This is a genomic window from Tenacibaculum larymnensis, assembly GCF_028829235.1.
GTDB classification, from domain to species: Bacteria; Bacteroidota; Bacteroidia; order Flavobacteriales; family Flavobacteriaceae; genus Polaribacter; species Polaribacter larymnensis.
Window position 1 is genome coordinate 492593 of record NZ_JAIWJY010000001.1, and the last position, 13746, is coordinate 506338.

Below are 13746 nucleotides of genomic sequence, written 5' to 3' on the forward strand. Positions count from 1 at the left end.
TATTCCCTAATTTTTCAAAAATTTACAAATAATTGTAAATATACAATTTATTTAAGTATTCCCTAATTTTTCAAAAATTTACAAATAATTACAAAAACAATTCATGTTTATTACTCATAAAAAACTAGTGCTAATCTTCGAAATCCAAGTCTATAAAACCAACTTATCAACCTATAAATATTACCAATCTAAAGACTTTATTTTCTGAGGGCTAAAACGTATCTTTGCAGTTAAGATTAAATAAAAATAAGCAACAAGCTTATCGCTTGCTGTTTAAAGCATATAGCATAAAACATGAGTTTTAAAAAACAAGATATATACAAAGCGTTAGAAACGATAACAGCACCAGGAGAAGGTAAAAGTTTAGTAGAAAACGAAAATATAACCAATGTAGTTACATTTGGAGATGAAGTTATTGTTGATGTTACTATAGCAAACCCATCATTACAAGCCAAAAAGAAAATAGAAGTAGAGATAATGAAGGCTATTCACCAATACGTTGATCAAAAAATCGATGTAAAAGTGAATGTGAAGGTGGAAGTTCAACAAAAAGAAAATCCAAATCAAATTAGAGGAAAAGAAATTCCTAATATTCAAAACATTGTTGCTATAGCTTCGGGAAAAGGTGGAGTAGGAAAATCTACTATTACCTCAAACATGGCTGTTTCATTAGCAAAAATGGGCTTTAAAGTAGGAGTGTTAGATGCCGATGTTTATGGTCCATCACAGCATTTAATGTTTGATGTTGAAAGAGAAAAGCCATTAGCGGTAAACGTTAATGGACGTTCAAAAATGAAGCCGATTGAAAGTTACGGAGTAAAATTATTATCACTAGGTTTCTTTACCGACCCAAGTCAGGCAGTAATCTGGCGTGGACCAATGGCTTCAAAAGCATTAAATCAACTAATATTTGATGCAGATTGGGGAGAGTTAGATTTCTTATTAATCGACTTACCTCCAGGAACAGGAGATGTACACTTATCAATAGTACAAGCAGTACCAATTAACGGGGCAGTTGTAGTAAGTACACCGCAAAACATTGCCTTAGCAGACGCTAAAAAAGGAGTAGCAATGTTTAAACAAGAAAGTATTAACGTACCGGTATTAGGTATCGTTGAAAATATGGCGTATTTTACACCAGCAGAACTTCCTAACAATAAATATTATATTTTTGGAGAAGGAGGTGCTAAAAATTTAGCCGAAGATATTGAAACAAGTTTCTTAGGAGAAATACCATTAGTACAAAGCATACGTGAAGCAGGAGATGTTGGACACCCAGTAGCTTTACAAGAAAACACACCACTAGCAGAAGCTTTTACAGAGGTAACCAAAGAAATGGTTTCGCAACTATTAAAAAGAAATGCAAACTTACCACCAACAGAAGTAGTACGAATTACTACCATGAGTGGTTGTAGCTCAAAATAAGCAGTTATGGCAACAGCAGACATAAGAAATAACGTAGAAAAAGCGTTGGAAGAAATCCGACCTTTTTTAGTAAGTGATGGAGGTAATATTAAACTATTATCTATAGAAGACAGTACAGTAAAAGTACAATTAGAAGGAGCTTGCAGCGGTTGTTCAGTCAATCAAATGACCTTGAAAAACGGAGTAGAAGCAACTATAAAAAAGTACGCACCAGAAATTACAGAAGTAATTAATGTAGCTTAACTGATAAAAGTCAGGTTTTAAGCTAGACTATTGCTTTAATTTTGGGCGTTCGGGCGTGCTTTCGTTACTCACTTCCCAATTAAAAAATTGGGAGAGTTCAAACAAGCCACTCAATCACTAACGCATACATATTCCTGTCTTATTTCAAAAGGCAGGAATCTCAGTATAAATAAGAGAATTTTGTTATAAAATGATACAAACAGATATATTAATTATTGGAGCAGGACCTACAGGATTATTTACGGTTTTTGAAGCAGGATTATTAAAATTACGTTGTCATTTAATTGATGCCTTACCACAACCAGGAGGGCAGTGTTCAGAAATTTATCCCAAAAAACCAATTTACGATATCCCAGCATATCCAGAGATTTTAGCTGGTGACTTAACCGATAAATTGATGGAACAAATTAAACAATTTGAACCAGGTTTTACTTTGGGTGAACGTGCTGATACTATTGAAAAGCAAGAGGACGGAACGTTTATCGTAACCACCAATAAAGGAACAAAACACCAAGCACCTGTAGTAGCAATTGCAGGTGGTTTAGGAAGTTTTGAACCGCGTAAGCCACCTATTCCAAATATTGCTAATTTTGAAGACAAGGGAGTGGAATACATGATTAAAGAACCAGAAATTTATCGTGGTAAAGACGTGGTAATTGCTGGTGGTGGAGATTCAGCTTTAGATTGGTCTATCTTCTTAACTGATGTAGCAAAATCGGTAACTTTAATTCACAGAAGAAATGAGTTCCGTGGAGCTTTAGACTCTGTTGATAAAGTACAAGAATTAAAGAATGAAGGAAAACTAATGCTAATTACACCAGCAGAAGTTAAAGGTATTGTAGGAGAAGAAAAGGTAGAAGGTGTATTAGTAGAGCAAAAAGATAAAGAACCGTTTACATTACCTTGTGAGCATTTTATTCCGTTATTTGGACTATCTCCAAAATTAGGACCAATAGCCAATTGGGGATTAGAAATAGAGAAAAACGCCATAAAAGTAAACAACGCTTTAGATTATCAAACGAATGTAGAAGGAATTTATGCGATTGGTGATGTGAATACATACCCTGGAAAATTAAAGTTAATTTTATGCGGATTCCACGAAGCAACGTTAATGTGTCAGAGTGCATATAAACGTATTCACCCAGATAAAAAATATGTAATGAAATACACAACGGTTGGTGGAGTAGATGGATTTGATGGTACTCGAAAAGAAGCACCAAAAGCAGTAGTAAAAGCGATTAACTAAGTAATTAGTGAAAAGAACATTATACGATTTAACAAGGGAAGATTGGAATGCCCTCTTCCCTATTGAATTATCTGAGCATAATACCAAGTGGAAGGATATTTTTGAAGAGGAAAAACAACGCATACTTCTGCATATAGATAATTCATATTTTAATAGAATTGAACATTTTGGAAGTACATCAATTCCCAATATAAAAGCAAAGAATTATGTTGACTTGTTTATTGAGATTCCAAAAGAGTTTTTATTTGATAAAGAATTAATAAAACAATTTGAAAAGTTAGGGTATTCTTTCTTTGAAGTTCCAGCACGAGAAGATATAGCAGCGTATATGTCTTTCGCAAAGGGATATAATTTTGAAGTAAAAAAAGAGCAAATTTTTCATATTCATATGTGTCCAAAGGATAATGTAATGTGTGATCAGTTAAAGTTTAGAGATTACCTAATTGAAAACCCTGATAGAGCAAAAGAATATGAAAAACTAAAAATTGAATTAGCTTCAAAATATAGAAACGATAGAGGAGCCTATGTTTTAGGAAAAACAAACTTTGTAAAAGAGACATTAAGTTTATATAAGAACTAATAAAAATATTGACATTAACTGAATACATACAGCAATTATCAGAAGACAAATTATTGTACTTCGCCTTACCTGTATTTTTCATTTCTATGTTGGTAGAATACCAAATAGCAAAAGAAAAATATAATAGTAAAGACACGGGAGTATCTATGTTAATGATGGTGTTTTCTGCCATTGTTGAATTTATTCCAAAGATTTTAGCTTTTGTAGCGTTTTTCTACTTGTATGAAATTAGCCCATTAAAAGGTATTGTACAACGTCAATGGTGGGCGTGGATTTTATTGTTACTTGCTGATGATTTTGCTTATTATTGGTTTCATCGCTTAAACCATGAGGTACGCTTGTTTTGGGCAGGTCATGTACCACATCATTCATCTGTGCATATGAATTTAGGAACAGCACTACGTCAAGGAGTGGGTGAGCGTATTCATAAATTTTTCTTTTGGATGTGGATTCCGTTATTAGGGTTTGACCCTTTAATCATGTTTACCATGATGGGAATTAGCTTAATATATCAGTTTTTTGTGCATACAGAATTAGTTGATAAATTTCCTAAACCAATTGAGTTAATCTTTAATACACCATCGCATCATAGAGTGCATCACGCATCTAATATTCGTTATTTAGACTGTAATCATGCTGGTATTTTAATTATTTGGGATCGTATGTTTGGTACTTTTTCTGAAGAATTAAAAGAAATTGATAAACCAGTATATGGATTGACAGTAAACATTGAAACTTTTAATCCTGTAAAGGTGGCAACACATGAGTATAGTGCTATTTGGAAGGATGTAAAAAGAGCTGATAAATGGAGTGATAAGCTCAACTATGTATTCAATTCACCAGGTTGGACACATGACGGAGAAGATAAAAGAGCGAAAGTTTTGAGAAAAAATATGAACTTGTAAAATGGAACAAGATATTACTATAAAAATTACCGATCGTGACGGAGTAACGCACGAGGTACAAGCACCAACAGATATGGCTATGAACTTAATGGAAGTAGTTCGTTCGTACGAATTAGCTCCTGAAGGAACTATTGGCATTTGTGGTGGAATGGCAATGTGCGCATCATGTCAATGCTATGTAAAATCGGATCATGAGTTGCCAGAAATGGGAGATGATGAAGAAGCAATGTTAGCAGAGGCTTTCTATGTAGAAGATAATAGCCGATTGGGTTGTCAAATACAAATGACACCCGATTTAGATGGTTTAGAAGTAGAATTAGCTCCTGAGAGCTAAGAACAAAAAAATAAAGTTTTTAAAGCGCAGTATTTAGTGTAGACTAAATACTGCGCTTTCTTTTTTGTAAGATATGCTATTTACGTCATTTTAAATTCCATTTACGTCATTTAGTTTGTTTGGTCTGAATATACTTTTGCTTTAAATTATTAAGACTAAATAAAAATAAATGATTCTTAAATCTAGCCCTTCACTAAAAGAATTGTCATTAAATAGCTATTTGTTTAGTGATGAATCAGCACAGTTGTATGAAGAGTATATTCAGAAAACAACCACTTATATTCAACAATTTTTATCCAAAAGAACTTTTTATCAAGGAGACAGCCTTGAAGAAATTTTAGCAAATAAAGAACAAGCGAAACTGGTAAATATAGAAGAAACACAACCTATAGATAGTGTTTTAGAAGAGTTGAATAACTTGTATATAAAAAATGCAATAGCATTTCATAACCCCACTTACGTAGCACATTTAAATTGCCCAATTACCTTACCATCAATCATAGCAGAGATGATTACAACCACAATTAATACTGCAGTTGAAACATGGGATCAGAGTACTTCAGCAACTTTTATAGAACAAGAAGTTATTCAATGGATAACCAATGTATTTAAGCTTTCAAGTAATTCAGATGGTGTTTTTACAAGCGGAGGAACACAATCTAATTTCATGGGGTTATTAATGGCTAGAGATAATTACGCTTTCAAACATTTTGGAATTAATATCAAGCAACATGGCTGGAGTGATGAAATAAGTAAGTTCAGAATTTTTTGCTCAGAAAAGGCACATTTCAGTATCCAAAAAAGTGCCGCTTTACTAGGTATGGGCTATGATGCGGTTATACCTGTAAAAGTAGATAAGAAAATGCAGATGGATGCAAATGAACTTGTGTTGGCTATAGAAAAAACAAAGCAAGAAGGTAGTATTCCAATAGCAGTTGTAACAACATTAGGTACTACCGATTATGGTAGTTTTGATCCAATACAAACTATAGAGAAGATTGCCAAAGAACACAACATGTGGTTACATGCAGATGGTGCCTATGGTGGTGCTTTTGCACTTACGAATACCCATAAAAAGCATTTTGAAGGTATTGAGTTAGCTGATTCTATTACTATAGATTTTCATAAAACCTTATTTCAACCTGTAAGTTGTAGCGCTTTTTTAGTTAATAACAAGCAACATTTTAAGTATGTATCTTACTATGCAGACTACTTAAACCCTATTGAAGATAAAGATCCAGAGCGACCAAATCTTATAGAAAAATCAATCCAAACAACACGCCGATTTGATGCCCTAAAAGTTTGGTTAACCTTAAAAATTTTAGGAACAAAAACTATTGCTAATTACTTAGAAGATGTACACTCTTTAACAAAGGAAGTATATGAAAGCATCAGAGATCAAGAATGTTTTGAAGTTGCTCATGCACCTGAACTAAGTACGCTAGTATTTAGATATAAAGCAGAAGGTATAGCTGAAGATATTATTCATAACTCGATTAATTTATATATCAAAAACACTTTATATAAAGCTGGGAAAGCATCAATTGCAAGTACAAAGTTAAATGGTAATATCTATCTGAAATTTACCTTACTAAATCCGAAAAATACAATTAACAATCTCCTTAATATCATAGAAATGATTAAAACTACAGGAGAACAATACAAAACTACAAACTAAAAAAGATGAAGAATAATATAGTAGACTTTATAGCTATCGGAGTAGGTCCTTTTAACCTAGGATTAGCATGTTTATCAGAACCTATTGAAGGTTTAAATGGAGTTTTTCTTGATAAAAAAGATAAATTTGATTGGCATCCAGGAATGTTGTTAGAAGACACTACTTTACAAGTACCTTTTATGGCAGACTTGGTAACACTTGCCGACCCAACAAGTCCTTTTAGTTTTCTTAACTATATAAAAGAACAAGGAAGAATTTATTCTTTTTACATACGAGAGAACTTCTTGCTACTTAGAAATGAGTACAACCACTATTGTCAGTGGGTAATTAGCAAGCTTTCTAACATATATTTTAATACAGAAGTTACAAATGTAGATTACGATCAAAAAGACGAAATTTATGTAGTTACGAGTGTATGTACAAAAACACAGGAAATTAAAATCTATAAAGCAAAAAAACTGGTTTTAGGAACAGGAACACAACCTTACATTCCTGCTTGTTGTAAAAAGTTGAAAGATGTAGCTGTTCACTCATCACAATATCTGCCTAATAAAGAACAATTACAAAATAAGAAAAGGATAACAGTGTTGGGAAGCGGACAAAGTGCTGCGGAAATATTTTCTGATTTATTACAAGAAATAGATACTAAAGGATATGAGTTGAATTGGATAACCCGTTCACCTCGTTTCTTCCCGTTAGAGTATGCTAAACTAACGCTAGAAATGACCTCACCAGAGTATGTAGACTACTTTTTCAACTTACCAGCATCAAAAAGAGATATGCTCATTAAAAATCAAAAGCATTTATACAAAGGAATCAATCAAGATTTAATTGGGTCTATTCACGATACGTTGTACGCAAAAAGAGTCCTATCAAAAGAACCATTAAAAGTTTCATTACGCACCAATTCTGAATTGAAAACCATCAAGGTATCAGATGAGGGTATTAAACTTGAGCTCCATCAGGTAGAACAAGACAAGTATTTTGTACATGAAACTGACGGATTGGTTCTTGCTACAGGTTACGAATATCAATTACCTGATTTTATAGAGGGAATTTCAAACAGAATTTTATGGGATTATCAAGATCGATTCGATGTACAGCGCAATTATAGCATTGATAAAAATCATAACGAAATCTTTGTTCAGAATGTTGAGCTGCACACCCACGGTTTTGTAACACCTGATTTAGGTATGGCTGCCTATAAAAACTCTTACATCATTAAAGAGATAACAGGAGTAGAGCATTATCCTATTGAGCAAAAGATAGCGTTTCAACAATTTGAAGTAACGCAAGAAGAAGAAATAGAACTCAATGTTTTTGCTTAAGAATATGAAGCTAAAAACATTTTTAATAGTAATGACGTTGGTTGCAGTAGTAAGTGATTACCTGCTGCATCCATTTTATCCGCAGTTTTTTGAGCTTCGCTTCGGAATCACGAACCCTAAAAATGTAGGTTACTACTTTGCAGCCATTTGTTTTATGGTAATGATTGCGTTTCCTTTTTGGGCATACGTTTCTAAAAAAGTTTCAGAATTAAACATTTTAGTGTATACCCAAGCAATTGCAGGTGTATTAGCATTGTATTGCTATTACACTACATCATACATTAATTTTTGGATAATATCACTTGTCATGGTGTTATTTAAAGGAAGTTACTTGTTAGTGTACCCTTACATTTTAAAGATTATTACCAAAGAAGAACACCCAAGTACAATTGGGTTACTTTCTGTAGTGGTGCATTTAGGAGGGATTTTAGGAGCTGTATTAGGAGGAATAACGGTGGACTATATAAATCCGAGTAGTATTTTTTTAATTATGGCAGTAGGAGATTTTATTCAAATGGCTATGAGCGGTTATTTATTAAAAAGTAAAAAATACGCTACCGATTTAATTATTTCAGAAGAACCAGTTGGTACCGATAAAAAGCTTATTCCGAAAGGATTTATTTTAAAGCTAGGTCTAATCACATTGATACTATACTTCAGTGATTTTTTAATCAGACCTTTCTTTTCGACTTACTGGGAAAGTTTTTCAATGTATAAAAGCAAATTGGTTTCTGGTACTATGTATGCTATTCCAGGTTTTGTGGCTTTAGTAGCCTTGTGGATTAACAACAAAGGAAAATCAGAAGGACATGAAGGAATTATCAATGCTTTGTGTATTGGGTTAATTGGACTTGTATTACAAGGAATACCCAATGAAGCATCAGTAGTTTTAGGAAGAATTATTTACGGTTGGGCAATTTTTCAAGGAGTCGTGAAATTCGACATTTTATTATTCGAATTAAGCACACCAGAGTCCTACTCCGTAGATTATAGCAAAATCCATTTCTTCCAAAACTTAGGTGTACTCTTAGCTTCATTAAATGTAGGGATTATAGTTGAAGGTTTCGGATTACGTATACCATTTGTCATTGCCTTAGGAGGTTTTGTATTAACACTTGCCTTGTACTTTATGGTTTTTAAATCGGTAAAGAAAGTACACAAACAACTAGCTAAAGCCTAAATTATGATAACTACAGATACCATAATTTTTTCAAAAGATTATAAAGACTTCGGAACAATCACCATTCGTCCTTTTCAAGTAAAAAAAGACAGTGCTTTTTTACACCAATGGGTAACTCAAGAATATGCTGTTTTTTGGGGAATGCAAAACGCAACGGTAGAAGAAGTTGAAGAAGAATATACCCAACTTGTTGCACCAAAACATTACGATGTTTTTGTAGGAATGTTTCATAACGAACCCGCATTTATAGTAGAACGCTACAATCCGCAACTAGATATTATTAATGATTTTTATAAAGCTAAAGCATCCGATTGTGGAGTACACATTATTGTAGCACCGCCAAAAATCACTAAAATACCAAACTTTACATGGTTTATGTTTCGAGCAATCATGGATTTTGTTTTTACAAACCCAACTATTAACAGAATAGTAGTGGAGCCAGATATTCGAAACAAAAAAATGTTTGCACTGTGCCAACGCATAGGTTTTCAACTAGGAAATGTAATAGAACTACCTAACAAAACAGCACAATTAGCATTTTTAACCAAAACTAATTACCAACAAAAAATCCAATCCTTTTCACCATCAAAAAGAAGTGCCATGAATACTTTAGATAATGTGGTTTCTCCACAACAATCAACACAACATATACAACCCAAAATTTGGCAAAAAGCCAATCTATTATTAGTAAAAAAAGCATTGTGTGAGTTTTTACATGAACTACTAATACAACCTGAAGTAATTCAAGAACTAAATAGCGGATATAAGTTATATAAAGTTCATGCAGATAATACAGAAATTCAATATGAGTTTAAAGCAAAACCAATGGCTTTGAATCATTTGATGATTGATGAAAGTTCTATAAGAAGGTATGTAAAAGACGTTGAAGAAGAGGTTGATGCAATCACTTTTATAAAAGAGTTTAGAAAAGCGCTGGGAATTGCTGATGAAAAAATGCCAGTGTATTTAGAAGAAATCATAAGTACGCTATACGGAAGTGCGTTTAAGATTACAAAAGGAAATCCTACAGCCGAAGAATTAGCAACAGCCGATTTTCAAACGATAGAACAATCAATGACTGAAGGGCACCCAGGTTTTGTAGCAAATAATGGTAGAATAGGTTTTGATAGTAGCGATTATCGTTCGTATGCACCTGAAGCAGGAAACTCTTTTTCGTTATTATGGTTGGCAGGGCATACTGCGAAAGCAGTGTATTCAGCAATAGAGACATTGCCTTATGAAACCTTAGTACATAAAGAGTTAGACGCCGATACCATAGCACAATTCAATAAAATAATTGAAGAAAAAGGCTTTAGTCCAAAGGATTACTTATTTATTCCTGTTCATCCATGGCAGTGGTTTAACAAATTAGCTACAATTTTTGCTTCAGAAGTAGCCAAAGGAGATTTAATCTGCCTAGGATACGGACCAGATCAATACTTAGCGCAGCAATCCATAAGAACCTTATTTAATATAACCAATCCGAAGAAATTTTATACGAAATCGGCATTGTCTATTCTAAATATGGGCTTTATGAGAGGGTTACCATTGTATTATTTAGGAACAGCTCCAAAAATGGCGGTTTGGTTAGAAAACCTATTATATAACGATGCTTATATAAAGGCAAACGGATTTAGGATGTTAAGTGAAATAGGCTCGGTAAGCTATGTGAATCCATATTTTGAAGAGTTTGGTTCACACAATGATTATAATAAAATGTTAGCGTCGTTATGGAGAGAAAGCCCATATTCAGTAGTTAAACAGAACCAAAAACCACTAACGATGGCTGCATTATTACATATAGACAATCACGGAAAAGCATTATTACCAGAAATTATTAAGGACTCTGGTATTTCAATAGACAACTGGTTGCGTAGCTATTTAAAGGCGTATTTAAGTCCAATGTTACACTGTTTTTATGAGTACGATTTGGTGTTTATGCCACATGGGGAAAACATTATCATGGTATTAGAAAATAACATTCCGGTATATGTTTTATTAAAAGATATTACTGAAGAAGCATGTATTTTAAATCCTGAAGTTGAACTTTCTGAAGACTTGAAGAGAATGTATGCTCCAGTTCCAGAAGACGTAAAACTATTATCAATTTTTACAGATATGTTTGATGGTTTCTTCCGCTTTTTAGCACCAATTTTAGAGGAACATGCTAATTACAGCGAGCACCGTTTTTGGGAGTTGGTAGCAGAAAATATTCAGGAATATCAAGAACAGTTTCCAGAATTATCAAATAAGTTCAAACAGTATGATTTGTTTGCTGAAGACTTTAAGCTTTCGTGTTTAAATAGACTGCAATTAAATAATCACAAACAAATGATTGATTTAGATGACCCTGTTGCCCTACTCCAATTTGCAGGAAAGTTAAAAAACCCGATAGCAGCATTTAAAACTCAGGAAGTATAACTATGGTTCAAACACATCAAAAAGTATTTAGTAAAGAAATTAAGGGATTGGGGGTAATCAGTATTCGTCCATTTCAACTGGAAACAGATACACCAATGTTGCATAGTTGGGTAACACAACCCTATGCAAAATATTGGGGGATGTTAAATAAGTCTTTAGAAGAAGTGGGTGCAGAATATCAAGAAATTGAAAACAATCCATATCATCATAGTTATATAGGAATGTTAAATGATACTCCTGTATTTTTAATGGAGTTGTACAAAGCATCAGAAGACGTCATAACAAACTATTACAATGCACAAGAAAACGATTACGGAATGCATGTTTTGGTAGCACCAGTAGAAAGAAGAATACCACAGTTTACATGGCATGTGTTTTCAACCATTATCGATTATTTTTTCAGCTTACCACAAGTGGAAAGAATTGTTGTAGAACCCGATGTGAATAATGAAAAAATTCATATGCTAAATAAAAAAGCAGGTTTTGAATACCAAAAAGAAGTTGAGTTACCTCATAAAAAAGCGGTCTTAGCTTTTTGTACAAGAGAGATGTACCAATCAGCTTTAACCAAACTAGAACAACATGACAAATAATATAGCACATTTACAACCTGAAGTATGGAGTTTTGTAAATCGTCAATTAATAAAAAAAGCAATCAGTGAGTTTTCACATGAGCTTATTTTAATTCCTGAATTTATTTCAGAAGAAGTTCATGGATGTGTATATCAAATCATTTCTGATAATAAGGAGTTTACATATCATTTTAAGGCGAAGAAATATTTACTCGACCATTGGAGGGTCGATGCAAAGAGCATTGTCAAAAAGAATAATTCATCAGAAGAAGTTTACCTAGATGCACTGCACTTTATTACGGAATTCCAAAATACCTTAGGTATCCCTAACGAGTTTTTAGCAACTTATTTAGAAGAAATAACGAGCACGCTTTCTGGTGCAGCATATAAATACACGAACAAAAAATTTTCAGCAAGTGAATTAGCCGAAAAAAACTTTCAAGAAATAGAGCATGCGATGACAGAAGGACATCCATGTTTCGTAGCTAATAATGGTAGAATCGGATTTAATATAGACGATTATCATAGATACTCGCCAGAAAGTAATCAATCATTTAAACTCATTTGGATTGCAGCTCATAAAAAGTATGCGGCTTACACAGCTGTTAAAGGTTATGAGTATGAAAAACTTCTAGAAAATGAATTAGGTGAAGAAAAAGTGAGTTCATTTAAAGAAGTCTTGAAAAAACATAATGTTGCTTCAGAAGATTACATTTTTATACCAGTACACCCATGGCAATGGAAAAATAAAATCATAGCTGTTTTTGGGGCGGATATTGCTCAAAAAAACATCATTTTGCTAGGTGAAAGCGATGATGACTTTTCAGCTCAACAATCTATCAGAACACTCTTTAATGCTTCACATCCAGAAAAACTGTATACAAAAACAGCGTTGTCAATTTTAAACATGGGCTTTATGCGTGGACTTTCTCCTTATTACATGCAAAGTACGCCGCATATTACCCAATGGATAACAGGTTTGTTGGTAGACGACACATATTTACAAAACAATGGATTTACCATGTTGGGAGAAGTGGCAACGGTAGGATATTATAATCACTATTATGAGGCATTAGGTAAAACGAATCCGCATAACAAAATGCTATCAGCCTTGTGGCGAGAGAGTCCGTTTACAAAAATAAGCTCTAACCAACGAGTACTTACGATGGCTGCTTTATTGCATGTAGACTATCAAGAAAAATCATTTTTAACCGCTTTAATAGAAGCATCTCCTTATGATACAGGTACATGGATTCAACGTTATTTAAAAGCTTATTTAACACCTCTATTACATTGCTTTTATAAGTACGAGTTTGTGTTTATGCCACATGGAGAAAACCTTATTCTAGTATTAGAAGAAAACACACCAGTATATGTATTAATGAAAGACATTACTGAAGAAGTGATTGTTTTTAATGAAGCAATGCACTTGCCAGAGCATGCCAAAAGATTGTTTACTAAAACTTCTGATACAATGAAAATACTAACAATTTTCACAGATGTTTTTGATTGCTTTTTCCGTTTTATGGCACAACAATTAGACAGTTACACAAACTTTTCAGAAGAAAATTTCTGGGAATTGGTGGCAGAATGTGTGTATGAGTATCAGGGAGAGCATTCAGAGTTTTCAGAAAAATATGAGCGATACGATTTGTTTGTTAATGAGTTTGATCGTTGCTGCTTAAACAGATTACAATTAAGTAATACAAAACAAATGTTGAGTTTAGCCGATCCAATTGAAAGCTTAAAATTGGAAGGAACTCTAGAGAATCCACTAGCAAAATTTAAAAAAGAAGAGACAGCAGTAAAAATAATAGCTTAAAAAATATAGAAT

12 protein-coding genes are annotated in these 13746 nt (G+C 33.2%); all 12 read left to right on the top strand.

Annotated features, from left to right (window positions below):
- Positions 1-294: 294 nt before the first annotated feature.
- The 12 genes from LCI24_RS02240 (at position 295) to LCI24_RS02295 (ending at position 13734) form a co-directional block, all read left to right on the top strand.
- Positions 295-1425, top strand: a complete 1131-nt coding sequence (locus LCI24_RS02240) for an Mrp/NBP35 family ATP-binding protein (RefSeq protein ID WP_274638962.1) — start codon at positions 295-297, stop codon at positions 1423-1425.
- Positions 1426-1431: 6 nt separating this feature from the next.
- On the top strand, positions 1432-1668 hold the full coding sequence (locus LCI24_RS02245) for a NifU family protein (RefSeq protein WP_099214828.1): 237 nt from the start codon (positions 1432-1434) through the stop codon (positions 1666-1668).
- A 190-nt stretch (positions 1669-1858) separates the two neighbouring features.
- Entirely contained in the window at positions 1859-2914 is a 1056-nt protein-coding gene (locus tag LCI24_RS02250; protein WP_274638963.1) for an NAD(P)/FAD-dependent oxidoreductase, read from the top strand.
- A gap of 7 nt (positions 2915-2921) precedes the next feature.
- Positions 2922-3494, top strand: a complete 573-nt coding sequence (locus tag LCI24_RS02255) for a GrpB family protein (RefSeq protein WP_274638964.1) — start codon at positions 2922-2924, stop codon at positions 3492-3494.
- A gap of 8 nt (positions 3495-3502) precedes the next feature.
- On the top strand, positions 3503-4399 hold the full coding sequence (locus tag LCI24_RS02260) for a sterol desaturase family protein (RefSeq protein ID WP_274638965.1): 897 nt from the start codon (positions 3503-3505) through the stop codon (positions 4397-4399).
- Between the two features lies 1 nt (position 4400).
- Positions 4401-4733 carry a 2Fe-2S iron-sulfur cluster-binding family protein gene (locus LCI24_RS02265; protein ID WP_120185967.1) on the top strand — a complete coding sequence of 111 codons (333 nt, stop codon included), beginning with the start codon at positions 4401-4403 and terminating at the stop codon, positions 4731-4733.
- Between the two features lie 169 nt (positions 4734-4902).
- Positions 4903-6411 (top strand): pyridoxal phosphate-dependent decarboxylase family protein, encoded by a 1509-nt coding sequence (locus LCI24_RS02270; RefSeq protein WP_274638966.1) that lies wholly within the window; start codon positions 4903-4905, stop codon positions 6409-6411.
- 5 nt (positions 6412-6416) lie between these two features.
- The gene (locus LCI24_RS02275) at positions 6417-7739 is read left to right on the top strand and encodes a lysine N(6)-hydroxylase/L-ornithine N(5)-oxygenase family protein (RefSeq protein ID WP_274638967.1); all 1323 of its coding nucleotides are present in this window, start codon (positions 6417-6419) and stop codon (positions 7737-7739) included.
- Between the two features lie 4 nt (positions 7740-7743).
- Positions 7744-8919 carry an MFS transporter gene (locus LCI24_RS02280; RefSeq protein WP_274638968.1) on the top strand — a complete coding sequence of 392 codons (1176 nt, stop codon included), beginning with the start codon at positions 7744-7746 and terminating at the stop codon, positions 8917-8919.
- Positions 8920-8922: 3 nt separating this feature from the next.
- The gene (locus tag LCI24_RS02285) at positions 8923-11340 is read left to right on the top strand and encodes a GNAT family N-acetyltransferase (protein WP_274638969.1); all 2418 of its coding nucleotides are present in this window, start codon (positions 8923-8925) and stop codon (positions 11338-11340) included.
- A gap of 2 nt (positions 11341-11342) precedes the next feature.
- A complete protein-coding gene (locus LCI24_RS02290) occupies positions 11343-11933 on the top strand; it encodes a GNAT family N-acetyltransferase (protein ID WP_274638970.1) in 591 nt (196 codons plus the stop codon).
- Positions 11923-13734, top strand: coding sequence for an IucA/IucC family protein (locus LCI24_RS02295; protein WP_274638971.1), 1812 nt, complete (start codon positions 11923-11925; stop codon positions 13732-13734). Before LCI24_RS02290 ends, LCI24_RS02295 begins: the two co-directional genes overlap by 11 nt.
- Positions 13735-13746: the final 12 nt, after the last annotated feature.

Excerpts from the sequence above, each read along its gene's own strand:
- LCI24_RS02245 (WP_099214828.1), top strand. The coding sequence starts at position 1,432 with ATGGCAACAGCAGACATAAGAAATAACGTAGAAAAAGCGTTGGAAGAA.
- LCI24_RS02250 (WP_274638963.1), top strand. The coding sequence starts at position 1,859 with ATGATACAAACAGATATATTAATTATTGGAGCAGGACCTACAGGATTA.
- LCI24_RS02280 (WP_274638968.1), top strand. The coding sequence starts at position 7,744 with ATGAAGCTAAAAACATTTTTAATAGTAATGACGTTGGTTGCAGTAGTA.
- LCI24_RS02265 (WP_120185967.1), top strand. The coding sequence starts at position 4,401 with ATGGAACAAGATATTACTATAAAAATTACCGATCGTGACGGAGTAACG.
- LCI24_RS02295 (WP_274638971.1), top strand. The coding sequence starts at position 11,923 with ATGACAAATAATATAGCACATTTACAACCTGAAGTATGGAGTTTTGTA.
- LCI24_RS02275 (WP_274638967.1), top strand. The coding sequence starts at position 6,417 with ATGAAGAATAATATAGTAGACTTTATAGCTATCGGAGTAGGTCCTTTT.
- LCI24_RS02285 (WP_274638969.1), top strand. The coding sequence starts at position 8,923 with ATGATAACTACAGATACCATAATTTTTTCAAAAGATTATAAAGACTTC.
- LCI24_RS02240 (WP_274638962.1), top strand. The coding sequence starts at position 295 with ATGAGTTTTAAAAAACAAGATATATACAAAGCGTTAGAAACGATAACA.
- LCI24_RS02290 (WP_274638970.1), top strand. The coding sequence starts at position 11,343 with ATGGTTCAAACACATCAAAAAGTATTTAGTAAAGAAATTAAGGGATTG.
- LCI24_RS02270 (WP_274638966.1), top strand. The coding sequence starts at position 4,903 with ATGATTCTTAAATCTAGCCCTTCACTAAAAGAATTGTCATTAAATAGC.